Genomic DNA, 25,297 nt, shown 5'->3' on the forward strand with positions numbered 1-25,297 from the left:
ATCATCTAAAAAATAAAAATAAAAATAAAATGAAAAAAATCGCGGTTATTTTTTCGGCATTTTTTGTACTGACAGCATTTACTACCGGAGTTGTAACCTGGCAGAATGATGATCCTCACTCACAGCTGGGCTTCACCGTTACTCACCTGGGCATATCAGATGTAAGCGGCACATTCAACGATTTTGATGTGATAGTAAAATCAGCAAAGCCTGATTTCAGCGACGCATCATTTGAGCTGACTGCAAAGATTGCATCAATTGATACCAGGGTCGAAGCAAGAAACAATCACCTGAAAAGCCCTGACTTTTTTGATGCCACAAAATTTCCATCGCTGAATTTCAGGAGTACTGAAATCAAATCAGCAGGTAAAAACAAATACAAGCTAACAGGCGATTTAACCATCCATGGTATTACCAAACCAGTAACTATGGATCTGTTGTATAAGAATACTGTGGAAAACCCGATGAGCAAAAAACAGACTGCTGGTTTCCAGATCACGGGAACGATCAAACGTTCTGATTTCAATGTTGGTCCTGGTTTTCCGGCTCAGATGATCAGTGATGAAGTGCAGATAAAAGCCGATGGTGAATTTGTTCAGAGCGAAATCAAATAAATCAATTGAAATGAAAAAAATCATAAAAGTAAACAAAGCCAATAAAACAACAGATATAGCATTGTTAACAGCGAGAATAGCTATTGCAGCATTGATGTTAACGCACGGGATACCAAAGTTGGTGATGCTTTTTTCGGGAGCACCTGTACAGTTTCCGCCCGTATTGGGAATGAGTGCAGAACTTTCTCTGATCCTCACAGTATTTGCTGAAGTCATTTGTTCAATTTTCATCTTGGCAGGGTTTGCTACAAGAGTAGCAGTTATCCCGCTGGCCATCACCATGCTGACTGCCGTTTTTCTCATTCATGCTGCAGATCCGTTTTCAGTGAAAGAGTCCGCCCTGCATTATCTTGTAGTATATGTGGTGTTGTTATTGGCGGGCAGTGGTAAATATTCAGTCGACTATTTACTGCAGAAAAAATATCCTGCCAATAATTTTAAGCGCGTAAAATCAGAAGATCCGACATTAGCAATCTACCAGTAAATTATTTTGCTGAATGAAGAGAGATCAATTTATAAAAACGATTGCAACAGGAGTAACAGTCATGTCAACATTATCAGCATTCAGATCTTTTACCAATGACTTGCCAGAGCAGGATCGGCTTATGCCCGTCCTGTTCGTTGGTCATGGTTCACCGATGAATGGAATTGAGGACACAGAATTCAGTCGCCGGTGGACACAGATGGCAAGGGAAATTCCAATACCAACAGCAGTACTGGTTGTATCTGCACATTGGTTCACCAGGGGAACAAAGATCACCGCCATGGATTTCCCGAAAACCATCCATGATTTTGGCGGCTTTCCGCAGGAGTTGTTCGATGTACAATATCCAGCACCGGGAAATCCTGTTCTGGCAAAAGAAACAGCGGAATTACTTCATTCAGCACATGTGGAGTTGGATCACGATTGGGGCTTAGATCATGGAACATGGACCATCGTTCGGCATATGTATCCGGATGCAAATATTCCCGTGTTGCAGCTGAGCATCGACTATACAAAGGGGCCGCAGTACCATTTCGAATTAGCGAAAGAACTTTATGCTTTAAGAAAGAAAGGCGTGTTGATCATAGGGAGTGGCAATATGGTGCATAATCTCAGGATGGTTGCCTGGGATAAGCTGAATGAAGAAGAATACGGCTATGACTGGGCGAAGAATATCAACGATAAGTTCAAATCTTTGATCCTCGATGGCGATCACCAGCCACTGATCAATTACAGTAGTTTAGGCAAAGATGCGATGTTGGCTATTCCTACGCCTGAGCATTATTTGCCATTGATGTACACGTTGGGTGTGAAGGGTACAAAAGATGATGTTTCATTCTTCAATGACAAAGCAGTTGGTGGTTCGCTTACGATGACTTCTGTGCGGTTGGGGTGATTAATAGCGCAATGCAGATCAGTCTGTCTTTTCTGGTAATGAAAAAGATTACGAGTTACGTTGAAGTATGCACGAGCGAGATAGTATAAAGTACCAGAACTGACAAACGCTCACCTGCTTTATTGTACATTTCGATTTCAACGTGTACCAGTTTGTTATTAATCTTGGACGAATAACAGTTGTTCCGTTAGATAAAATATTGCATAGATCTTCGATATTCTGCCTTTCAGAAACATTTGTAGTGTCATTCAGGTACTTATTATTCGTTCTGGTATTAATCTTAATCCTAACTACACTGTCTCATATGATCATTTCTGAACCCGGCCTCGTTTGTCCGGTACAGGAAACTGCGTCAAAAATTATTGCAGAATTTATTAATGCAAAAGGAGTTTTGAATATTACCATCAACTATTCAGCATTTTTGAATGATTTGCAACCCGGGTACAATTGATAATTGGAAGCTATGCGGGATGTTATTAAGTTATGATTAGGGTTTACGAAAAATGGAAATTACTTTCTTTTGTCTATGTGATTATCATTTCATCACATCCCTGCTTCCATCAATAGAATATTGAATTTGTGACCATCAGGATCGGCAAAAGCAAATCCATAAAAATTATGTTCATCTCTTCGCGGTTCATGGAATAATTTACCACCTGCTTTTTTTACTTTCTCTGCCCATTCTTTCACTTCTTCCTCGGTTTCGGCGGATAGTGTGAACATAATTTCACTCGCGCTGTCAGCCGCCGGAGATAAATATTCATCGATCGCTGATCCCTGTTCAAAAAAATGTATCACAAAATCACCATCCCCAAAACGAAAACTTGCCAACTTCGGGTAGTTGTTCGTATTGTTGGTTGCAAATCCAAGTGCCGTATAAAACTGGTTACTGCGCGCAGCATCTTTTACACTAAGATTTGCCCATATTTTTTTTGCCTTCATTCTGGTGAATTTTGTTTCAAGATACGGTAATCATACGAGCAACGATATTGGAGTTTTAAGCCTCAACCAGTTTTGTAGTTGTCTGTGTACTAAGAAGAAATTGAACGGCTGGGTGTTGTGATTTTTCCGTTACAGTAACAGGATTTTCTGTCATTCTAAAAGAAAAATCACTTGTTTTTTTCAGAAACGATTTCGAAATTGCTGAAAGGTCCCAGGTATCCGATACTTGCAAGTATCGGATACCTGGCGGAAAAATTTTCGAAGCTGCCCGCGTGGTCAAAAAAGGAATTGAATTTAGCAGCCAGGGTAAATGTGTTAAGATACCGGTACAATTTTTGAGTGCCACGATTTGAAATGCATCTTGTAAATTGTGGGAGTTAATATTTATAACCAGTTCAATGACTTTTTACCAGCAGGAAATCAACCGCATCAAAGAACTTTGTTATTCCAACGAAAGACATTTAGATGCAGTAATCAAAACCAGAAATTATATCAACAGTAATATTGATAAGGAAGTAAACCTCGTTTTACTTTCCAATATTGGTTTTGCTTCAAAATTTCACCTGCTCCGTCTGTTCAAAAGATATTACGGCCAGACTCCGCAGAAATACCTCACTGAAAGGCGAATCGAAAAATCAAAGGAGCATTTAAAAAATGGCATGAGCGTAACTGAAACCTGTTTTTCAGTCGGCTTTGAATCACCTGAATCATTCAGTACTTTATTCAGAAGCAGGGTAGGGCAATCTCCTCTGCAATTTCAAAAAGAGCAATTTTCGCAAGGTGAGTTGAAACGTGTTTGTTGATTTTTGAAGTCGAAATCTAAATGCAATTAAGATGAAAGCAAAAATCATTAGCATTCCTGTGCAGGACCAGGAAAAGGCACTGCGTTTTTATACTGAAGTACTGGGTTTTCTGAAAAAAGTGGATATTCCTCTTGGAGAAGGCAATCGCTGGTTAACGGTAGTGAGTAAGGAAGACCAGGATGGCGCAGAACTTTTACTGGAGCCCTCTCCTTTGCATTTCGAACCTGCAAAAGTTTACCAGAATGCCTTATTCGATGCGGGGATTCCATACACACAGTTTAATGTCGACAATGTTCAGCAGGAATATGATCGGCTTACCGCGAAGGGAGTTGAGTTCAGCGTTCAGCCAACGGCCATGGGTACTGTGAAGGTTGCGGTCTTTAATGATACCTGTGGGAATAATATACAGATTGTGGAAATGCTTTGAGCTCCTAAGCTCCGGTTGTACAAAATTTTGAATATGTGCTGATGGAAGTGTATCTAATGGTATACTTTCACCAGCATTTTTATTACTCTTGCGGTGGAGAGCTCTTGAAAAAAGTCAAAACACAGAGCCAGCATCGGAGAAACGGCCTATAGAGAAATGGCGGAGATTTTCAGAAGTGCTTTTCCATACATATACAACGTTGGTTTTCTCGTTTCAAAAAGTAGAAATTAGTAGCTTACATAATCTAAATTAGCTAACGAAATCTGTACATTTTTGCAGTAAGATAAATTAAATGAAGTGCCAGATTTTCAACCTTCACAATGAGAAATAACCGCATCGCTATTTCAATATACATCACATTTCAAATCCTGTATACACCACTTGTTGCACAGGAGCCTGTTTCGCCGAATGGTAAATTTTCCAATGTCAATAACGCGAAAATCTATTACGAAGAATCAGGACAGGGAGAGCCTTTACTTCTGTTGCATGGCTTTGGAAGAACGGCTTCAGACTGGCAACCTTTCATTTCAGAATTTTCAAAAGAATATCGGGTGGTTGCCTGGGACATGCGCGGTCATGGGCGTTCGGCTAATCCTGATACTTCTATAATATTTAGTCATGCCAGGGCTGCACAGGACTTATTGACTTTAATGGATAATCTGAAATTGAAAAAAGTAAAAGTCGTGGGCCACAGCAGTGGTGGTATCATTGCGCTATATGCTGCCTCAATGCAGCCCGATCGCTTTGATGCGATTGTACCCATCAGTGCGCAAACTTATTTCAGCACGCAGACACGTGAATTCATAGAAAAAAATGCAAAACCGGAAGACTATTTCAGGTTTAATGATGGAGAGAAGCTGCATGGAAAAGTCAAAGGAATGTTCATCGCGCGGCAGTTTTATCATTTTCATCAACTCAAAGGTGATCCTGCGATTACTCCGGTCCAGCTGGCTCTGATCAAAGCCAGAACATTGGTCATTCATGGCGATAACGATTTTGTTCCGGTGTCGCAGGCCTGGGATATGTTTCAGACTATCCCCAATGCTTACCTGTATATTGTGCCCAATGGCTGGCATTTGCCACATACCGGTCCGCTGAATGGCGCTGATTTTACCAGGAGAACCCTGGAGTTTCTCAACGGTGAATGGGAGAATGGATTTTCTCCGAAATGATTTGTATAATATTCACACTCCGGTTGTACTTAAAGTCAAAGGATTTTTTATAGAAATGCTGAATGCCAACGAGGTAACTTCCAATGACACAAATACATGTTCGTTGAAGCGCGTATCTTTAGCCACATTATGAAGAAGTCTCTGTCCCTGTGTTTCCTGATTTTTTCGGCACAGCAAGTGTTTACACAAACCGTTATTTTAGAAATTAAAGGCAATAAGCTGTCGGATTTTATTAAAATCGAGGAGAACCTGGGGAGTGAAAGAATAAAAAATAAAAATTTTCATGCGGTAGAAAGTGGCATTGCTCAGCCCATAGAATACCGCCGGAAGGAAACCGGAATTCCTGACCTGCTTGTTTATTATTTTTACCGGGAGAAAGATTCTTCAATTTCTTATATCCAGTATGAATGGCTGGATAGAAATTTTCGCGGGGAAAATGAAATAGTAAAGAAAACAAGATCGGAAGCAGAGCTGTTGAATGGAAGATATGATCAGCTGTATAAAAAACTGACGGCGATATATGGCAAAAGCGATTCGGAGGAACAAAAGTCAGCCATCGAAAGAATCGATACAGAAATTTTTAAAAGGAAAAGCATCTGGAAAAAGGAAGGTAATTATGGGGTAGAACTGTATACCGTCATTTCCAATATTTATAAAAAAGAAGGAATGATAACGATACGCCCTACGTTTACTTTAAGGATGTATATATATGATTTTACAGATTGATGAGACAATCTGAGCTTGTCAAATGCCTCTATATTCTTAGACCTGATTTTGAAGCGATCCTCAGCGTAAAATCAAATTGAAGTGATTGGTTCGGTAAAAAATACTCCGCAAATCATCTGCGGGTAATCTAAGGTTCCAACTGTCAGCCAAATCCATTAAATATTTGTAATATCATATCTTATTAGCCAGGAAAAGATCGCTAAGCAAGATGAAAACGACTACGATTTGTCAGGGATGCTGGGAACAGATGCATGTACCGATTGCTATCAGGGGGCCTTTTTCCATCCTTTACAAGGCTATCGGGATCAGGAAGAGTCGTATGCACCCCAACCTTTGTACGGTTTGTGAAAGTATGTTTACCAAGGTCAAGAAGCATAAACAGATAGCTACTCCAGTTACCATTTTGTTTGCTGATATCCGCGGTTATACTGATTTGTCTCAAAGTGCGGAAACATCAAAACTGAATGAACTGCTGCATACTTTTTACGATCAATGTTCACTTGCGGTTTGGGAAAAAGATGGAATTGTAAACAAGTTCATCGGTGACGCTGTACTTGCCATATTTAATTTCCCTCTCAATAGAAAAGATCATGTCAGAAATGCTGTGGAGGCAGCGATCGACCTTCAAAAAAATTGTCATGATCTCAAAGACAGTATCGGGCTCGGTGAAAATAAATCTTTTGGCGTTGGAATAGGCATTCACACCGGGGAATGTTATATTGGTGAAGTGGGAACGGCGTACAAGGATTTTACAGCAATCGGATCAGTAGTTAACCTGGCTTCCCGTTTACAGTCAGCTGCAGGACCAGGCGAGATTCTTTTGACCTCCGAAGTATTCAGAAGTGTAAGTAATGATTTTCCTGGTTCCGAAAACAGGATGCTCTCATTAAAGGGTTTTGAGCACCAGGTAAGCAGCTATGTTCTTGGATAGAAAAAATTTCCAACCCGGATGCAGTATGTTTTCAGCGATTTATTCCTGAAACTGTCGAACTTTAGTGTTTATCATCCTTCAGGTATTTGAAATGGGCAAAAAAATTACAATTGACAATTATCTGGAAAGTCATTATATCCATCGGAGTAATTGGTTAAGAGCAGCGGTATTGGGTGCCAATGACGGAATCATTTCTGTTTCCAGTCTCGCCATCGGGATAGCTGCTGCCAGCACCACTCGGGATCCGATATTATTAGCGACCGTTGCAGGCCTGGTGGCTGGCGCATTGTCGATGGCTGCAGGGGAGTATGTTTCCGTTAGTTCACAAACGGATATAGAGAAAGCAGATATCGAAAGAGAGAAAAATGAATTGGTAGAGATGCCGGAGATTGAGCTGAATATATTAGCTGAATTGTATGAAAAGCGTGGTTTGAAGAAAGAAACTGCGGCACAGGTTGCAAAAGAGCTTACTGCTTTCGATGCGCTTGGTACGCATATACGAGATGAGTTGGGCATAAATGAAATAAGCCAGGCGAAACCTATACAGGCCGCTTTGGCGTCAGGAGCTTCCTTTACCGCCGGAGGATTATTACCGCTGATGGTTACGATCTTTGCCCCCGTTAAAACAATGGAGTATTCTCTCTACGGATTTACAATAGTATTCCTCGTAATCCTCGGAGCTGTAGCGGCAAAGGCGGGTGGTTCAAGTGTTGTAAAAGCAATTGTCCGGATTGTAATCTGGGGTACCATTGCAATGGTTTTGTCTGCTTTGGTAGGCTACCTGTTTGGCGTGAAGGTGTGATAAGTTTTTGCAATCATGCCAGATTCAAAATAGTGAGGATTGTTTCCTGATGTGTCGGATAATTTAAAATCTCATTTCAGATTTTTTTAGTTCAGTTAGTTAAGAAAGGATGATCCGACTGATTTCCAAAATTCAATACAGCAACTATGAAACCGGCGAATTTTCTGAAGAAAAAGAAAGAACTTTTGATGAAGTTAAGGATGTTATAGAAAAATTTCCCTGGGAAAAACAGCGCAAAGGCATCACCATTGACCTTACCAATCCCTCTGTAACGATACATGGTAAAAAAAATGATTATTTAAAGCTGTCTTTGTTTTACAATGGGCGATTCGTGTTATATTATCTTAACCAGGAAGGAGAATTGTCAGTAAATGGATTTGATGATTTCAGAGATGCTTATGTGCACATAAAACATGGGAGCAGCCAAGTTCGGCGAAAGTAAAGTTTACCATCACGCATTGGGAAAATCCCGCCTCAGATACCGCAATTGGAAATAAAGTCCGGAGAATAATGGAGGCCATCGACCTGAGCCAATATCCGGGAGTGCCATTGCACGGTGTAAATTTTACCGGAGATAGTTATCAAACTTATATTCGCTCAGTTTATAAATAGAATCGGTGGTAAAATGGAGTATTCCGCAGCACAATGGTTCAGGAAAGGAAGCTTTTTTAATTATGGTAAGCACCGGATTTTTTACTGTACAGAAGGAGCGGGTACTCCAATTGTGTTGCTGCACGGTTTCCCGACATCATCTTTCGACTGGAGTAAAATCTGGAACACGCTAACACAAAGGTATCAGCTGGTTGCACTTGATTTTATGGGTTATGGATTTTCTGATAAACCCGTCAACTATAACTACACGATAAAAGACAATGCGGCAATCGTGCAGACATTACTTAAAAATCTGAAAATCGATCAGTATCATTTGCTGACACACGATGTGGGCGATTCAGTAGCCCAGGAGTTATTCGCACTTCAACAGGAAACACATCAGCATAGGATTGTAAGTTGTTGCCTGTTAAACGGTGGTTTATTTCCGGAAACTCACCGCCCGACAACAACACAGAAATTGCTCCTGGGCCCGCTGGGTTTTCTGTTTTCAAAAATGGGCTCATATAAAAAATTCCGTTCTTCTTTTTCCGTTTTGTTTCCTGAAACCTCAAGACCATCTGAGTCAGAAATGAAGGCTTTGTATGATCTGATTCTTTACAATGGTGGTAATAAGATCACTCATCTTCTCATAAAATATATTACAGAAAGAAAGAACAACAGGGAACGGTGGGTGTCGGCTTTACAAAATGCTTCCTGCCCTTTGTTGCTGATCGATGGAATTTCAGATCCGGTTTCCGGAAAGCATATGGTTTCCCGTTACAGAGAACTGGTGCCGCAATCATCGGTTGTCGAAATTGAAAATTGTGGCCATTATCCACAAATTGAATTTCCGGGTGAAGTACTCAAACATTATTCTGATTTCATGAGCAGGCATGCGTTCTGAAGAATTTCTTCAATGGAATCAGGTGTTTCCCTGTACAAAAATTTCAAATGTTTACTGTTCAGTAATTTCGATCTGATTTCAAACTGATAAATGCCGGAAACGAACTGCTTTGGAAATAAGATGTAATATAATATCCCTGTATTTTATCAAGTCAATGATAGTCGCGATAATCTTCATGTTCGGATGCAACACCAAACCGGAGCAACCGAAAATCCCGAAGAAAAAAGTTGATTATATAAGGCCCATACCAGGTAAGAGTGATACAATCCCGGTTACAATGGCCCAGAGGGGCGAAGTGCTGATTGCGTATTCAGATTGTTATACCTGTCATAAGAATGATCAGAAATCGATTGGTCCGGCATTTCAGGATATTGCAAAACGATATCCGGTAAATAAAGCTTATGTTGATATGCTTGCGCAGAAAGTAATCTCCGGCGGAAGCGGAATCTGGGGCTCACCTATCATGGTAGCGCATCCAAATCTTTCCATGGAAGATGCGAGAATGATGGTGTTGTATGTCCTGTCGATGAAGGAGTGAAAGGACGGGTGCCACTGCGCATCGGCTGCTGATTTTCGCGGCGGGTCCGCTGCGGAAGATCCATGCGAAAGTAGAATGCGTGCTTGCAGCCAGACTCGCCTCAGAGCGTTGCGGGTGTAAAGAGCTATCGCTGTAACAAAAATTATCTGCATCCCGGCAACCCGGGAATGAAAATTTCATCAGGTGTCAGTTTTTTTATTCGATTCATTTTTTGCTATGCTGTTTGTTTTTTTCTCTATGTTCGTGCTTGTTACGCTAACACTATGTATGCGATCCTTATCATCGGTTGTTCTTTGTTTCTGAGCCCGGTTTGCTCTGAGCAAATGACCAAAGAGCAGGCATTTATAGCAACAGTTAAACAGGTCGTCGATGCATTTTCCCGCCAGGATAGTTCGGCACTGGTAAAATTTATCGACCCAAAAACCGGCGTTTTTCTGCTACATAGAATTGGTGTCACGGACACCTACAGCCACTACTCTACCATTGGTTTTTCTGATTCTAATTATCCGAACGTATTGTTCCGGTATTCAAAATCTGTACAGTTTTCAACAATAAAATATGCGAAACTTCCGTCCTGGAGTTGCGAAGGTGAAAGCTGGAGCAAAACAGGATTATTTGTTGATACAACAAAGACCGATCATATTGTTTCGAAGATTTGTGGTCAGCAGAATAAAAGCGTATCGGAAACCCATTCCGGAAAAACTATTAATTATTTCTACGATCTGGAGAACAAAAGCAGAAGAATTGTCCTGGTGGACAGCGGTAAAAGAGAGCTGGTATTCTATCTGAGTTATCTCAGTGGAGAATGGTTTCTGACGATCGTCGATATTTCGAGTTCAGATTGTAGTGTTTAATGCTTAAGTCATTTCCAATCTTACTAAAAAAGGCAGTTGTTATCTTCATTAACCTTCCTTGCAGCGAAAATCGATATTATCTTTTGAAGGTTACCATTGAAAAGGTAAACCAGCATACATCACACTTTCGCTTTCAGAATTAAATTTGTATTTTGATTGACAGTCGATACTCAATAAGTGAAGGATTAGCGAACTAGCCATTATTTAACAACTATCCCAAAATTATTGCAGGTAAAAATATATACACCGCATCCGGCTTTACAGGAATTTGTAATATGCATTTCCTCAGTGCATGCTATGTTGCCATTCGGAACCGAAAATGTGATCACGCCGTATCCGCCCACACCATTTCAGTCGCTGATATTTTACTGCAACCATCCGATCGCGATGAGCAGGACTGATACTCCGGATTTTTTATTACAACCTTCAACAGTTGTTATTGGTCCGCAGTATTCCCGGGTGAATATAAGAGTTCATCGTCAGCTGACAGCAATAAGAGTTGATTTTGTTCCGGGTGGTTTATACAGGATGCTGGGCACTCCCATGCATGAATTGTTTGATGGTGGTTTTGACGCTCTGGATTTTTTTGGAGCAGAAATGAAAAGTATTAATGATCAGCTTCGCAACACGTCGAGCATGGAAGAGGGTAAAAATATTGTCGAAAGATTTCTTTTGTCGAAAGTAAAATCACTGAAACAGGTTTTGCCTTTTGATTCAGCAATGCAGGTGATGTTGAACGGTTCTGGCAGCATTTCCATTGAGAAAATAGCTTCGCATTCCTGTCTCAGTCTAAAGCAATTTGAAAGAAAGTGCAAAGAAAGAATAGGTATGAATCCAAAAATGTACGCCCGCATATTAAAATTTTCGAGGGCGTACAGGTTGCATGAATTTTCTCCCCGACTCAGCTGGACAGAAATAGCTCACGAAGCCGGATATTTCGATCAAATGCACATGATCAGGGATTTTAAGGTATTCGCAGGTGTGAATCCCTCTGTAATAGAACATCAACTTCAACTTACTCCATTAAGAATGCAGAAGGATCTGCGTCATTAAGATGTCGATTTTTTACTATGCGGACAGCATTTGCTCCATCTATTTTTACTGAAAAAAATTATGGCAGGCAAAATTCTCCGATGTCAATCCTGCATCTTCATCAGGTTGAAAATATTTCTTTCAGTTCTTGGACTTTTTGCCATCCGTTTTTCTTTTTCACAGGATACTTCCAATGTGGCAATACGTCATTTTCCGCTGGAGGAACTGAAAGGATTCTCCCAGACTTTTTACTACAGTTCCGGACAGGAGGACAGGACGAGGGGTATCGCGAAGTTTATGGAAAATGCCGGCCAATATTTTCTTCAGCAGGTAGCATTCAACCCCCGCGTAACACTATACATTCTTGCTCCTCAGGACTGGAAGACATTCGCCGCAGCACCGTTAAAGAATGTTTATGGGTTTCCGCATAATATTGACAGAACCCGCCTGGCTATTGCCGCGGAGGACAATGATTTCTGGAAAAGTTTTCTGCCACCGATTGATAGTATCCCGCCAGCGATTGCAGTGCAGGTAAAGAAAGCTTATGGAAAAGATGACGGTTCATACAGTATGATGCCCTTTTTTGATTTACTGGCGCTTCACGAGATGGGGCATTCGTACACCTTGCAGGCAGGACTAAAAATGCACCGCTATTGGATGGGTGAATTGTTTGTAAACATCATGTTGCATACTTATATTGCCGAGAAGCAACCGGGATTATTGCCTGCTCTGGAAGTTTTTCCTGCGATGGTGGTAGGGGCAGGTACTGCAGATTACAGGTTTAACAGTCTACAGGATTTTGAACGTTTGTATTCTACATTGGGAATGGGAGCCAAAAACTATGGATGGTACCAATGTAAATTTCATTCGGCAGCAAAGGAGATTTATAATGCCGGTGGCAAAGACGTGATGGTAAAACTGTGGAATGCATTAAAAATTCACCAGGAAGAAATGACAGACCAGGAATTTGCTGAAATGCTGAATCGGGAAGTGCATCCTTCTGTCGCGAATGTGTATTGGAAATGGAATTAAACTCATTGATATTTTGCTGTTGGCACTGGAAGAGACATTGATTATCGGAACTGAATCTTTTTTTAAAAGCGGTTCACCTGTACACCATTTTGCAGTTGTTTTCGAAGACAATACCGAAACCGGATATTTCTATGCCGTGGATCTGATAAATGGCTTGCATATTCTCGATGCACTCCATATCTACAATGTTGAGGATGTTGTCGACGGACAGAAACCAGGCAAAGTACAGATATGGTGGAATGATGCAGGTAATATTGCTTCTCTTTTAATTAATAGTTATTTCCATGCCATTATTGATTTTTCCAGACATGCCGGATACTGCAGGAATGCATTTCCACCTGCAAATGACAAATGGTCGTGGGACACTAACCGGATACTCACGGACGAGCTGATTAAAGAGATTTTTGAATAAAAGCTTCATCATGCAAAACTAAAATCAATTGAAAATGGTGTAACTGTTTACACTGGTCTTTCGTACTTTGCCCGGTAGAAATTAAAATCGCCTCTTACTATCGACAAATCGGTTGACTTTTACCAGACGGCTTATGAAGAATATCACCATCACTTTCTCGTTTGTTTTTTTCATTTTAATTCTTAATGCACAGGAAATAAAATTTCGCGAGAATATCGACAAGGATTCTTTACTGGAAGTATCAATTAAAAGATTTCCTGAACATAGGCGTAAAGAGATTATTAAGGAGTATAAGGTCGCCGGTAAGGAGGAGAAGGAGTGGATGCTGTTTATGCTGTCTTTGCCTTCCAGCAGCAAAAAAGAGCTGATAGATAACTATGAAAATAAGAAACCTGAGATTTTAAAGTTGAAAGCTGAATATCGGAAATATGTGCCTGCAGATCATATCGTTTATATCGAATTTGAACCGGAGAGTAAGATTCTTACCATACCGGAACAGATCACTATCAAGGTTTATAGGAAACGAAACAACGAAGGCAAAAAAGATTATGGCAGTGATAATGTTGTTCGACGACCCGATGACTTGATAGTTGTTTCACAAAACTGGAATTTGCTTCCTGGTTCACCCGAGCTGGATAAAATATTACAATCGCTTCATTGGACCACTCAAACCCTCGCGGAAATTAAAAAGCTGCTGACGGCTGCAAACTGCATATCCATTGAAAACCAGGATGTCACTTCAGTTGGATTTGCAAGAAGTGGGATGGGAAAGTATTCTTATAAGATATTTGATGAAAACCTGACTCGTGAACAGACGGAAGCGTATTCAGACGGTTGTGCACATATTTACTACAGGGATAATATCGTGCTCGAATATGGAGGAGGAGCAATCGGCCCCCAGTGCTTTGAAAAGGAGTAGAAATATGAAATATAAAAAATGATTTTTATTCAGGACTGTAACATAACTTATCAATACAGCATTACCATGACCGAATACGTTGCAAAATCTGACGGCTCTCTTATTTTTCAGCTCGTAAAGGATAGTCAAAACATAGGATCGCTCACCTACAAAAGCTGGTTTAAGTTTAATGCCGCAATCGACTTTGCTGACGGCAGGAGCTACCAGGTGGAGCCTAAAGGTTTCTGGGGGACTATTGTTGAGGTTAAGGACGGAAACAGGGCATTGCTGAAATTCTCCATGAACTGGAGCGGCGACATCGTTGTACAGAGCTATTTTAATAATGTGGAGCAGGGGTACGTTTTCAGGCATCGGGGTATATTAAAAGAGTCGTTTATTCTGATAGACAAGGATGGGGTAGAGCTTTTGGTTTTGAAACCGTTGCTGAAATGGAATAAAATGAACTTCGAGTACAGGATCACATCATCCGATGTTTTTGAGACTGTCGTGGAAAACAAATTACTTTTAATGCTTTCGATCCACTGGACGAATTACTATATGTCGATGACGATGGCGGCAATAACGCCGGGATCATGACACGCAAATTTACCAGGGAGTGTTAGTAAGTACAATTGGAATATTAGTACACGATAGCCGGTTGGTTGTTTGAGACCAGGTCCGGTGATTTCTTTTTAATATAGATTGACTAACACTTTTGATCTATGTCCAGGTCCTTGCTTTTTTGTTTTTTATTTTTGATATTCTACCAAGAATCTTTTTCCCAGGTCACATTCCCGCTTCGTGTCAGCGATGATAAAAGATATCTCGTCGATAAGAACAACAAGCCTTTCCCGATACTCGGCCGGACTGCCTGGTTTATCATTTCACAGCCGGAAGAAGGGTATAAAAAATTTATCGACAACACTATTTTACATGGCCATAATGCGATTGAATTCGCGGTAATCACACATTGGCCAACAGGAAATCATGCGCCGTTCAACGGCGAAGGAGAGAAGCCGTTTCTCAAAACTCTTGACGGATCTGATTGGACCGGGAAACTCAAATACAATAACATTGATAAAGAATCTCCTGATTTAACAACGCCGAATGAAAAGTACTGGCGCTATGCGGATAAATTTCTTGCTTATTGCCAGGAGAGAGGATTGCTTGTTTTTATGTTCTCCGCTTATGTCGGATATGAAGGGCAGGAACAGGGTTGGATGAAAGAACTTGTCGCGAATGGAAAAGAAAAATCCATGTCCTACGGAGCATGGATCGCTAATCGCTATAAGAATCAGAAGAACATTGTCTGGATGCTGCTGGGTGATATGGGGAGATTCAATGAAGAACAACGGCTCGTTGAACAGGCGCTGATTGATGGACTCAAGAGTGTCAAGGATCAGCAGTCCGTGCTGTATACGGCCGAATCACATAGTGGCGAGAACGCTGCAGACAATCCGCATTTCGGTGATGAGATGACGTTGAATGGCGTCTATACCTGGGAGTTAGCTATTCCGGTTCCTTTTCTGGCCCGCAATGCCTTCGCTCACGAACCTGTGATGCCAGCTTTTTTGCTGGAAGAACCCTATGACGAAGAAGGACCGGATGGTAATAAATTCAACCCGAATGCAACGCAGCCTGTTCGTCGGTTTCAGTGGTGGGGATGGTTGAGCACGATTGGCGGATATATTGCCGGCAATGGATATGTCTGGCCTTTTATTGATCCGACCTGGCAGCAACACCTTGAAACGGATGGTGCAAAGGATATGATAATATTGAATAAGTTTATACAATCGGTGGATTGGTGGAAACTGGTGCCATCGGGTTTAAATGGAATGAAGAATATTATTGATAATCCAAATAACAAAGACACGAGTGTGTCTTATATTTCCGCTGCTGCGGCGAAAGAAGGATCATTGCTTGTCGCTTATATACCACCTGCATTTAAAGGTGAAGTGAAAGTTGATCTGACAGTATTGATCAAACCCGGTTATGCGTACTGGTTTGATCCTACAGATGGTCGATATATAACCATTGAGAAATCGGCAGTTTCAAATAAAGGGGCAAAGTCTTTTATCCCGCCCGGGAAAAATAGTAAGGGGGAGAGTGATTGGGTATTGGTGGTAAGTACACATAGAATCAGGAAATAGAGTCGGTTTGAAATATTAATATTTGAATTAAATATCACTAACAATATTTTTATATTTAAATATCAACGCAGACTTATAAAGCCATGATGAAAATACTCTCCCGTACATTATTGTTTTTGTATTTTTTTATACTGATATGGGTACTGTTTTTCAAACTCAGGTTCAATATTTCTTCCACACTTGATGAACACAGACGAAGTCTGAATTTTGTTCCTTTTGCTGCACCAACTATTATTAATGGTGAAGTCAGTTATGGAGAAGCTGTATGGAATTTTCTTTTCTTCATTCCTTTCGGTATGCTCCTTAGTGTAAATTTCAAACGTATCCGGTTTTTGCCAAAGCTGCTTTTGATGGTCGCATTTAGTTTTGTAGTGGAAATGATTCAATACGTTTTTGCCATCGGCGCGACTGACATCACAGATCTGATTACAAATACGGCGGGTGGACTTTTGGGCTTGATTTTATACAATTTGCTGAATAGGTTTATCGAAGATAAAATCCTGGATAAAATTATTGTTTACTCCGGCATTGTCCTGCTTGCATTATTTTTCATTATGCGGATGAGAATCACTCTCAGGTGAACAAGAGATTCGATAGCCAGTCTTTTTTGAACAAAGGATTGGTCGATCCTACGGATCTCAGTTGATCTGTTCGCGGATATTCCCCGGATTGAAATCCGGGGTTATAAGATCATCGAGCCTACGGCTCTATGTGTTTGTTGTAATCGTTATTCATACAAAAGAATTGGTCGATCCTAGGGATCTAAGTAGATGTTTTCACGCTCATCCCCCGGATTGAAATCCGGGGTTATAAGATCATCGGGCCTCCAGCTCTGGGTGTTTGTTGTAACCGTAATTCATACGAAAGGATCGGTCGATCCTACGGATCTCTGTTTTCGATCACTGTTATGCCCCGGATTGAAATCCGGGGTTATAAGATCATCGGGCCTCCGGCTCTGGGTGTTTGTTGTAACCGTAATTCATACAAAAGAATTGGTCGATCCTACGGATCTCTGTTTTCTGATCAGTGTCATGCCCGGATTGAAATCCGGGGTTATAAGATCATCGACTCTACGGCTCTGGATGTTCGTCGTGATTGTAATTCATACGAAAGGATCGGTCGATCCTACGGATCTCTGTTTTCTGATCACCGTTATGCCCCGGATTGAAATCCGGGGTTATAAGATGATCGAGCCTACGGCTCTGAATGTTCGTCGTAATCGTAATTCAAACGAAAGGATTGGTCGATCCTTCGGATCTCTGTTTTCTGATCATTGTTATCCCCAGAGGATTGAAATCCGGGGGATGAGATCATCGAGCTTACGGCTCCATTATATCATCGCGCATTCGGCACCGGTAATTTTTCTGCAGCTTTATAAATTACGTTTACGAAGTTCTGTTTGTCTTGCTGTATTGTTCTATGAATCGTCTATCCTGGCAATCCTGATTTGTACACGAAACGATTGAACATTTTATTTGGGCTGCAGTTTTGTTTCATCGGCGTCCCTCAGAGCCGTAGGCTCGGTCTATTCTATAGCGGCGGATTTCAATCCGCCGCAAGGATGGGATTAAGAAAACAAGAGCCGTAGGCTCGGCCAATTTTTTTGAAGGCCATTGACGAAAAATTTATTTCTAAACATTGAAATCATTTTTGCTTCCGGATAAAATCTCAGGAATTTTAATTTGAAATTCAATTTATCGGGATATCCGTAAATTTAGATTTCATAGTCAATATCAGATCATTCTTATGACAACAACTCCCGAACATGACGCGAAGATTGCCAGGTTAACATTTTCATCAGTGTATCCACACTATATCACTAAGGTGGAAAGCAAAGGCAGAACAAAAGCTGAATTACTGGAGGTAATTGAATGGTTAACGGGTTTTGATGAACAGAAACTGCAGCAACTGATTGATGAGAAAGTGACTTTTGAAACTTTCTTCAAAAAAGCCAAACTGAATCCCAAGGCAGAACTGATCACAGGAGTAATTTGCGGTTACCGTATTGAAGATATTCAGACTCCATTAACAAAGCAGGCGAGATATCTGGATAAACTGGTGGATGAATTAGCAAAAGGAAAGAAGATGGAAAAAATTCTGAGGAAATAGAATAATGTGACATCAACAAAAAATACATCCACACACCAGAATACTATGTCTGTTCTTTTCGATTTGCAAATACATCCCATATGAAAAAGTATTTTCAGAACTTATTCTTATTCTTCACATTTATTACAAGTCTGTCATTTGATTCATCATTTAAACAAAAGTGGCAACCTCTGTTCGATGGAAAAACACTCAAAGGCTGGCATATACTGCCTGGTGGAAACTGGAAAGTAGAAAATGGCGTAATCGTGGGTACGAGTGAAAGGTCAGATGAGCGGCATGGTTTATTGGTGAGTGATAAAATCTATAAAGATTTCGAATTAAGTGTACAATATCTCGCCGTTAAAGGAAACAGCGGACTGTACTTCAGGGCAGAAGAAGTAGGAGGGGCCTACGGCGTCAAAGGTTTCCAGGCCGAAATTGATCCTTTCCATGATGCAGGCGGATTATATGAGACAAGCGGAAGGGATTGGGTAGTAAAACCTGATTCCAATGAGGTAAAAAAATGGTACAAGCCAGGCGAATGGAACACTATGACGGTTTCCGCAAAAGGCCGATCAATAGTAGTTCATGTCAACGGTTATAAAACAGCGGAACTTCAGAATGATCCAGGAAGAACAGAGGGACATATAGCGCTTCAGCTTCACGGCGGACAGGATATGCTCGTTTCATTCAGGAACATTAAAATAAAAATCTACTAAGCAGAGTAAATGCGTGGAAATTATTTCTTGCAGGAGAAGATGCAATTGTGTTGCTTTATGCAAATTTCTGATTAAGCATTTTCAAATGACTGCATTCAATTTCAAATTTCCAATCAGCTGTCTGGCATTAATTTTATTTCTATCCTGTTCATCCGAAAAACAAGATAATGCTGCATCCTGGCCAACTTTCGGGCACGATGTATCCAACAACAAATTCTCTTCGCTCAAATACATAGACAGGTCCAATGTTTCTAAGCTGGAAAAAGTCTGGCAGTTTGAAGATACCACGGAAGGTGGTGGAGTATATTTTAACCCGGTGATGGTGAATAACAGGGTAATCGGGTTGATGCCGTCCAACAGGCTCGTCGCACTTGATGCAGCTACCGGAAAATTGCTATGGGAATTTGTACCTGACACATCAGTCATTTCCAACTGGTCACGGGGACTTACATATCATCCCGGAAAGCCTGACCGGATCTTTCTTATTTCCGGTGGAACGCTTTATTCTATCAACGCCGAAGATGGTAAGGTGATAAGCGATTTTGGAAATAATGGACGCGTTGATTTTTACGAAGGACTGGAAGTGCCTGATTCGATGCGAAAAAATGTAGCTGTCTCAAGTAACGCGCCTGGAGTTATCTATAATGATTTATTTATTGTCGGATGCAAAGTACCAGATGAACTGCCTTCCATTTCAGGCGATATCCGTGCGTTCAATATCAATAGCGGCAAACTCGAATGGACCTTTCATGTAATTCCGAAACCAGGTGAATTTGGTGCAGAAACCTGGAGCGCTGATGCCAGGCAACGCAATGGTGGCGCTAATTGCTGGGCAGGTATGGCGCTTGATGAAAGGCGCGGCATCGTATTCGTTCCAACGGCTTCACCAGCTTTTGATTTTTATGGTGCAGATCGACCGGGTCAGAATCTTTTCGCCAACTGTTTATTGGCATTGGATGCGAAAACCGGAAAACGGATCTGGCACTTTCAAACTACACATCATGATCTGTGGGATCGGGATAACGGTTCTCCACCCAACCTGGTAACGGTAAAGCATAAGGGCAAAGATGTTGATGCTGTTGCACTCGTTACCAAGATGGGATATTTGTTTTTGTTCAACCGGGAGACAGGCGAGTCTTTATTTACCATTAACGAAGTACCTGTAGATACCCTCAGCACTATGCCTGGTGAGAAGCCGTGGCCCACGCAACCCATTCCGACGAATCCCGCATTCGTGAGACAAGGATACCAGGAGAAATTTTTTGGCCGATCATCAGAATGGATTAAATCAGAGATAGAAAAAAATAAATATAAGACAGGCATCTATCAGCCACCATCCATGGAAGGTATACTCATGCTTCCTACTGCGCATGGAGGTGCCAACTGGGGCGGCGCATCGGTTAATCCGGAGACGAATACATTGTTTGTTAATTCAACGGACATCCCGATGATTCTGAAAATTACCGACCTCAAAAAAATCCGCGCGGCCAACCAACTCAATCCTGAGATATTATTCAGAACCTATTGCAGCAATTGTCATGGTGCCGATAAGAAAGGGACAGGGGTGGGGCCTGATCTGACTGGTCGTGCAAAAAATTATAACAATGAACAGATTGCAAGTATTCTTATGAAAGGTGCGCCGCCGATGCCGTCATTCAAATTTCTGAATTCGCAACAGATTGCAGCCATAGTTGCTTACGTAAAAGATACCGTTGCACAACAATCTTTTGAAACGCCGGAAATTCCACAGAACAATGAACCTTATGGTTTCAATGGTTACAGTTTTTATCTTGATCCGAATGGTGACCCGGCTATTGCACCTCCGTTTGGTACCATGACTGCTATCGATCTGAATACGGGTAACATTGTCTGGCAGGTTCCGCTCGGCGAGGATCCGAAATTTAAGAAGATGGGCATTGCCAATTCCGGAATGTTTAACCGCGGCGGGGGAATTGCAACTGCAGGAGGTCTGATCTTTATCGCTGCCACAGGAGATAATATGTTCCGCGCGTTTGATCAGAAGACAGGAGAGGTTGTTTGGGAATTCAGGTTGCCGGGAATGGGAAGTTCAATTCCATCCACCTATGCTGTTGGGAACAAACAGTACGTGGTATTGTCAGTGAATGGTGAAAAGGAAAATAATTTCAAGGGTGGATATATATGCTTTGCGATTCCGTGATGAAAGCATTAGATGATGTACAGGTTGTTTTGTTCTGAGATTGCATATTTCCTTTTTTACTAACACACGAGTGAGCCTTTAGTGCGATCTGTAATGATTTATTTGACGTCGATAGCAAACTCATGTTGTATTTTGTGTTAACTGGGATCTTAACTATGAAAAGCGCTCTAAGGTTCAGATCACAAAAGTTCAACTTCTACGTAAATTTTAACTTAGCTAACCTATGACCCTTACACAACGATTTTTAAGAGCAAAACACTGGCAATTATTTATTCTGACTTTCGGCTTACCTATCCTTTTTCAGATCATTTTTATGGTGTTGATGATGTCAGACGTCGATAGTGATGGTTCTGTGGATTCATCATCATTCAACTATTTCATGTACCCATTTATTGCTGTTCTGCTCATCTGTGCAGTGACCTACTACGGCTGGCTCTGGTCAATTGCGACAGGCCTGCAAAGAATAATTCCAGAAAACGTAAAAATGAAAGTCAGGAAATTCAAAGTGTTCTTTTTCATTCCACTCATTTATATTATTTTTTTCTTTACAGGTCTGGGGTTTTTTATGGATGAAATCGGCGGACCAACGCGGGCCGATAAGGTTGTAAACGCGGATAAAATTTCGTCGCTGATGGTATTTATTCTTCCAGTACATTTATTTTCCATGTTCTGCATTCTGTACACTTTATATTTTGTAGCGAAAAGTTTTAAGACTGCGGAATTGCAACGCCAGACTACCTTTTCAGAATTCGTGGGAGAATTTTTTATGGTGTGGTTTTATCCTATTGGAATCTGGATACTGCAGCCCAAAATTAACCAGTTGGTGGATCGACCACCAACAGATGGTATCACCTACTAGTCGAATTTACTACTCCGCTGGTAGGTTATCAATACTGGTTCCTAACAGCCCAGGCTAGTTGTAGTGAGGTTATTCCTGACGTTAGCGCTTATTCCAATTTATTTCATGACTTATTAAGGATGTTTAACTTCAGCGCCAGCCAAAAACTAACTACAGGTGAATGACGTAAAGTCAAACCCTGCTAAGTTGTTTTTCACTGCCATCACCGCTGTCTGGCTCGTTTTCGGGCTGATCACTGCTTTTTATCCAGCTCCGACAGAATTTATTCCAGACCGAAACAGGCGTAAATGCATTAACTGGATATTCAAATCGTATCTGGCGACAGGATGGTTTTCATATCATCGCCATCAGCGTATTGCTGTTTGCTTTGTCGCGCGAGGCGCTTTCATATAATATGCTCAGAGTAGCCGCGATTGCCGCTCTGCTGGTGATCATCGCTATTTTTTCTTGACTGCTTACGACCTCATCTTGGAACTTAATCTTCCTCGGATAAGCCCTTTATTATGGACCAGACCAGGCAGCGTTCAGGCTATTTGTTCTTTGATTCGATATTAATAACACGGCATACCTCAAAGAAAAACATTACATAGTAAAATAAATGCCGCTGCCTCACTTGTCCTCCCGGATATATGATCTTTCCGTGGACTTCACATGATCCGATTGGTGACTGTGATTATCTTTTCAGTTGATCATCATCATTCGGAAATTCTTTCTGCAGGTTGAACTTTGATAGTGCTTCCAGAAAAGTACAAATACAAATGTTAAGTCCGGCCAACATACAAGGTGGTCATGAATCTGCATCGGAAATAAAGCAAAGTCAGAGCCGATGGTGGAGGTTGTTGCTACTGATTATTCTAGGTTACGAAGGAGCAGGAGCTCTTGCCGGTGGTTTCCTGCTTGTCGCTGCGCCAGATGGAAGATGGATGAAGATGCCTGTTGAAATCATGCACGGCAGTTTTCCCGACTTTCTGATTCCCGGAATTATTTTAGTTGTATTAGGAATACTTAATACAGTTGCGTTTTTTGCGGTATATCGGAGGTCACGTTTTGATTGGGTTCTGTCTGTAATGGCTATGGGAGGACTTCTTACCTGGTTTTGGATTGAGATAGCTATTCTTCTTGAACTTCATTGGTTGCATGCGATGTGGGGGTTACCGGTAGTAGTGGGGTTCATCGCTGCTTTTCGATTTGTTCCTGCCATGTACAGAATGTATGCAATGTTATCCTGTGGACTGCTTTCATCACTACTCTATTTCGTTATTAATATTATCGTTCCGTCCCAATGGGAAGGGTACAGCCTTGTATCAAATGTGCCGAGCGAACTTTCTGCGATTGGTGCTCCTACGCGGACATTATGGAACATCCTGGTCGCTCCTTACACTTTACTCATTATCGGATTTGCTTGGGGCGTGCTTAAAGTAGCCGGTGAAAACGGTGGCCTTAGGATCACCGGGAAATTATTTTTGATATATGGATTATTAGGAATTCTATGGCCATTTGCACCTATGCATATGCGTGAGACGCTCGTCGATGGTGGTGGTACCATTTCCGATACATTGCACATTGCGCTTGGCGCTGTAACCAATATCATTTACCTGCTGGCATTGGCATTTGCAGGAAATGCGCTCGGGAAAAAATTTAAGATATTCTCTGTCACAGTATTTTTTCTAGTACTAATTTTCGGCATTCTTACCTTCAGAGATTCTCCTGGTATCGGAAGGAATGGACCTACACCACTTATCGGTATCTGGGAGCGCATCGACATCGGCTTGTTTCTCATATGGATCTCTACTTTATCTGCTATACTCTTGCTGAAGGAGGCTAACAATTCCCGCGTACACGCCGGCCTTACAGAGGTGAAGTCCGTCCCTCTGCAATTCTGATTTGGTATTTAATTAGTGAAGCATTCTCTTATTCTTAACCCATCATGTTACTGATAGAATAAACTATTTCCTTGAAATTGCTCTGTCTGTCTTTGTAACATGCATTTTTCCTTTCAAACAAAAACCTCGACGGGGTTAGGATGCGAATGCCGATATTGCGTCACCATTTGCTGCCTAAACAGGCGCTATTGTCTGGTCATGCTCACCTGATCTCCGCATTTAACCCCATGATTGTCGTATTCACACTGCAACGACGTCCTTTTTATTAGTGAGATTTGTGCAGGTGATTTGGTTTTTCAACCAGTAATCACTTTTAAACAAAATACAGGATGAGAAAAATTATTGTCTTGTCGATGATCACTTTGGATGGAGTTATGCAGGCTCCCGGCGGACCGGAAGAAGACAAATCGGAAGGTTTCAAATATGGCGGCTGGGTTGCGCCATATGGCGATGATGAATACAATAAGGTTGTTCAGAAAGAGCTCCAGCCTGCAGACTATCTTCTTGGAAGAAAAACATTTGATATCTGGGTGGATTACTGGCCTGAGCATGGTGAGTTCTGGCCAGGTATCAATGAACGTACAAAATATGTGTTGTCAAAAAAGCTGAAGAAAACAGATCCGAAAGTAAAAGGCTGGAAGAATTCAGTTGTCATACGGACGGTTGGGGATATCAAAAAAATAAAGAGTGGCAAAGGTTCTGATATTCTCGTCTGGGGAAGCAGCAAACTTGTGCAACTGTTGCTGAAGAATGATCTTGTCGATGAACTGCGCCTCAAAATTCATCCGCTCACTTTAGGCAAAGGAAAAAAACTTTTCGACATCGGTACAATTCCCGCAGCGTTCAAACTTGTTGAAAATGTCATCACACCGAGCGGAGTGATAATCGCATATTATAAACGTGCGGGGAAAGTGAAGACGGGAGATTTGACAGTTTAGAAAATACAGGTAGATACAGGAGCTGGAAACTGAAAACCGGGAGATGGGTTATAGTAAACAGGCAACAGGAAACAGCCGGGGAGTGGTGAATTTTGTAGAGACAACGTATGCCTTTTATCTTCAAAATTCCGAAATCAGAATACGGAAACTGGAATAGAATTCTCTTGTATTCCTCTGTGGGCAGTTAACCCGGCCGTTGCTCTGTGGTTCGGCTTTCAGGAGGGAACAAGATGCCGGATCAGAAAACCGGAAGAAACAGAAACAGGGAACAGAAATAACACTTTTTACTAAAGCTTGCTACTATCAGCTAACCACTAAATCTCCTGCCCTGCCTGACGGCAGCTATCCCTTACCCAAATTTGAATGGGTAAAAATAATAGATGTTCTTTGACATAAATACTTGCAGTGCATAAGATAACCATGA

28 protein-coding genes are annotated in these 25,297 nt (G+C 41.3%); 27 read left to right on the forward strand and 1 reads right to left on the reverse strand.

The annotated features are described in order from the left end of the window. Positions 1 to 29 precede the first annotated feature (29 nt). The 4 genes from P2W82_RS22780 (at position 30) to P2W82_RS22795 (ending at position 2,444) form a co-directional block, all read left to right on the forward strand. On the forward strand, positions 30 to 614 hold the full coding sequence (locus tag P2W82_RS22780) for a YceI family protein (RefSeq protein WP_336518263.1): 585 nt from the start codon (positions 30 to 32) through the stop codon (positions 612 to 614). Positions 615 to 624: 10 nt separating this feature from the next. Beyond that, a complete protein-coding gene (locus P2W82_RS22785; protein ID WP_336518264.1) occupies positions 625 to 1,098 on the forward strand; it encodes a DoxX family protein in 474 nt (157 codons plus the stop codon). A 13-nt stretch (positions 1,099 to 1,111) separates the two neighbouring features. Further along, positions 1,112 to 1,993, forward strand: a complete 882-nt coding sequence (gene ygiD, locus P2W82_RS22790) for a 4,5-DOPA-extradiol-dioxygenase (RefSeq protein ID WP_336518265.1) — start codon at positions 1,112 to 1,114, stop codon at positions 1,991 to 1,993. A gap of 304 nt (positions 1,994 to 2,297) precedes the next feature. After that, entirely contained in the window at positions 2,298 to 2,444 is a 147-nt protein-coding gene (locus tag P2W82_RS22795) for a hypothetical protein (protein WP_336518266.1), read from the forward strand. Between the two features lie 92 nt (positions 2,445 to 2,536). Here the strand turns inward: P2W82_RS22795 and P2W82_RS22800 are convergent, their stop codons facing one another. After that, positions 2,537 to 2,935, reverse strand: coding sequence for a VOC family protein (locus P2W82_RS22800; RefSeq protein ID WP_336518267.1), 399 nt, complete (start codon positions 2,933 to 2,935; stop codon positions 2,537 to 2,539). A 398-nt stretch (positions 2,936 to 3,333) separates the two neighbouring features. On the opposite strand from P2W82_RS22800, the gene P2W82_RS22805 reads away from it, so the two are divergent. The 23 genes from P2W82_RS22805 (at position 3,334) to P2W82_RS22915 (ending at position 24,873) form a co-directional block, all read left to right on the forward strand. Further along, complete coding sequence (locus P2W82_RS22805; protein ID WP_336518268.1) at positions 3,334 to 3,738, forward strand: AraC family transcriptional regulator; 405 nt, start codon at positions 3,334 to 3,336, stop codon at positions 3,736 to 3,738. 31 nt (positions 3,739 to 3,769) lie between these two features. Beyond that, on the forward strand, positions 3,770 to 4,165 hold the full coding sequence (locus P2W82_RS22810) for a VOC family protein (RefSeq protein WP_336518269.1): 396 nt from the start codon (positions 3,770 to 3,772) through the stop codon (positions 4,163 to 4,165). Between the two features lie 320 nt (positions 4,166 to 4,485). After that, a complete protein-coding gene (locus tag P2W82_RS22815) occupies positions 4,486 to 5,337 on the forward strand; it encodes an alpha/beta fold hydrolase (protein WP_336518270.1) in 852 nt (283 codons plus the stop codon). A 129-nt stretch (positions 5,338 to 5,466) separates the two neighbouring features. Next, entirely contained in the window at positions 5,467 to 6,063 is a 597-nt protein-coding gene (locus P2W82_RS22820; protein WP_336518271.1) for a hypothetical protein, read from the forward strand. Between the two features lie 208 nt (positions 6,064 to 6,271). Continuing rightward, positions 6,272 to 6,994 (forward strand): adenylate/guanylate cyclase domain-containing protein, encoded by a 723-nt coding sequence (locus tag P2W82_RS22825; RefSeq protein WP_336518272.1) that lies wholly within the window; start codon positions 6,272 to 6,274, stop codon positions 6,992 to 6,994. 91 nt (positions 6,995 to 7,085) lie between these two features. Then, the gene (locus P2W82_RS22830) at positions 7,086 to 7,796 is read left to right on the forward strand and encodes a VIT1/CCC1 transporter family protein (RefSeq protein ID WP_336518273.1); all 711 of its coding nucleotides are present in this window, start codon (positions 7,086 to 7,088) and stop codon (positions 7,794 to 7,796) included. 109 nt (positions 7,797 to 7,905) lie between these two features. Continuing rightward, positions 7,906 to 8,238, forward strand: a complete 333-nt coding sequence (locus P2W82_RS22835) for a hypothetical protein (RefSeq protein ID WP_336518274.1) — start codon at positions 7,906 to 7,908, stop codon at positions 8,236 to 8,238. A 183-nt stretch (positions 8,239 to 8,421) separates the two neighbouring features. Continuing rightward, positions 8,422 to 9,291, forward strand: coding sequence for an alpha/beta fold hydrolase (locus P2W82_RS22840; RefSeq protein ID WP_336518275.1), 870 nt, complete (start codon positions 8,422 to 8,424; stop codon positions 9,289 to 9,291). 154 nt (positions 9,292 to 9,445) lie between these two features. Further along, positions 9,446 to 9,829, forward strand: coding sequence for a c-type cytochrome (locus P2W82_RS22845; RefSeq protein WP_336518276.1), 384 nt, complete (start codon positions 9,446 to 9,448; stop codon positions 9,827 to 9,829). 263 nt (positions 9,830 to 10,092) lie between these two features. Continuing rightward, on the forward strand, positions 10,093 to 10,683 hold the full coding sequence (locus tag P2W82_RS22850; protein ID WP_336518277.1) for a hypothetical protein: 591 nt from the start codon (positions 10,093 to 10,095) through the stop codon (positions 10,681 to 10,683). Positions 10,684 to 10,908: 225 nt separating this feature from the next. Then, positions 10,909 to 11,736 carry a helix-turn-helix domain-containing protein gene (locus P2W82_RS22855; protein ID WP_336518278.1) on the forward strand — a complete coding sequence of 276 codons (828 nt, stop codon included), beginning with the start codon at positions 10,909 to 10,911 and terminating at the stop codon, positions 11,734 to 11,736. Positions 11,737 to 11,796: 60 nt separating this feature from the next. Beyond that, positions 11,797 to 12,747, forward strand: a complete 951-nt coding sequence (locus P2W82_RS22860; protein ID WP_336518279.1) for a hypothetical protein — start codon at positions 11,797 to 11,799, stop codon at positions 12,745 to 12,747. Next, the gene (locus P2W82_RS22865) at positions 12,725 to 13,159 is read left to right on the forward strand and encodes a DUF2251 domain-containing protein (RefSeq protein ID WP_336518280.1); all 435 of its coding nucleotides are present in this window, start codon (positions 12,725 to 12,727) and stop codon (positions 13,157 to 13,159) included. Before P2W82_RS22860 ends, P2W82_RS22865 begins: the two co-directional genes overlap by 23 nt. Before the next feature lie 133 nt (positions 13,160 to 13,292). Further along, the gene (locus P2W82_RS22870; protein WP_336518281.1) at positions 13,293 to 14,078 is read left to right on the forward strand and encodes a hypothetical protein; all 786 of its coding nucleotides are present in this window, start codon (positions 13,293 to 13,295) and stop codon (positions 14,076 to 14,078) included. An 18-nt stretch (positions 14,079 to 14,096) separates the two neighbouring features. After that, positions 14,097 to 14,654 carry a hypothetical protein gene (locus P2W82_RS22875; RefSeq protein WP_336518282.1) on the forward strand — a complete coding sequence of 186 codons (558 nt, stop codon included), beginning with the start codon at positions 14,097 to 14,099 and terminating at the stop codon, positions 14,652 to 14,654. 158 nt (positions 14,655 to 14,812) lie between these two features. Then, positions 14,813 to 16,207: an apiosidase-like domain-containing protein gene (locus tag P2W82_RS22880; protein WP_336518283.1), complete on the forward strand. Its 1,395-nt coding sequence runs from the start codon at positions 14,813 to 14,815 to the stop codon at positions 16,205 to 16,207. 83 nt (positions 16,208 to 16,290) lie between these two features. Beyond that, a complete protein-coding gene (locus P2W82_RS22885) occupies positions 16,291 to 16,788 on the forward strand; it encodes a VanZ family protein (protein ID WP_336518284.1) in 498 nt (165 codons plus the stop codon). Positions 16,789 to 17,953: 1,165 nt separating this feature from the next. Then, positions 17,954 to 18,316: a DUF2200 domain-containing protein gene (locus P2W82_RS22890; RefSeq protein ID WP_336518285.1), complete on the forward strand. Its 363-nt coding sequence runs from the start codon at positions 17,954 to 17,956 to the stop codon at positions 18,314 to 18,316. 80 nt (positions 18,317 to 18,396) lie between these two features. Continuing rightward, complete coding sequence (locus P2W82_RS22895) at positions 18,397 to 19,014, forward strand: 3-keto-disaccharide hydrolase (protein ID WP_336518286.1); 618 nt, start codon at positions 18,397 to 18,399, stop codon at positions 19,012 to 19,014. 85 nt (positions 19,015 to 19,099) lie between these two features. Then, positions 19,100 to 21,193, forward strand: coding sequence for an outer membrane protein assembly factor BamB family protein (locus tag P2W82_RS22900; RefSeq protein WP_336518287.1), 2,094 nt, complete (start codon positions 19,100 to 19,102; stop codon positions 21,191 to 21,193). A 223-nt stretch (positions 21,194 to 21,416) separates the two neighbouring features. After that, entirely contained in the window at positions 21,417 to 22,052 is a 636-nt protein-coding gene (locus tag P2W82_RS22905; protein ID WP_336518288.1) for a hypothetical protein, read from the forward strand. Positions 22,053 to 22,810: 758 nt separating this feature from the next. Continuing rightward, positions 22,811 to 23,935, forward strand: a complete 1,125-nt coding sequence (locus P2W82_RS22910; protein ID WP_336518289.1) for a DUF998 domain-containing protein — start codon at positions 22,811 to 22,813, stop codon at positions 23,933 to 23,935. A gap of 329 nt (positions 23,936 to 24,264) precedes the next feature. After that, positions 24,265 to 24,873: a dihydrofolate reductase family protein gene (locus tag P2W82_RS22915; protein ID WP_336518290.1), complete on the forward strand. Its 609-nt coding sequence runs from the start codon at positions 24,265 to 24,267 to the stop codon at positions 24,871 to 24,873. The last annotated feature ends 424 nt before the right edge of the window (positions 24,874 to 25,297 follow it).

The organism is Pollutibacter soli, assembly GCA_029269725.1.
Lineage (GTDB): Bacteria > Bacteroidota > Bacteroidia > Chitinophagales > Chitinophagaceae > Pollutibacter > Pollutibacter soli.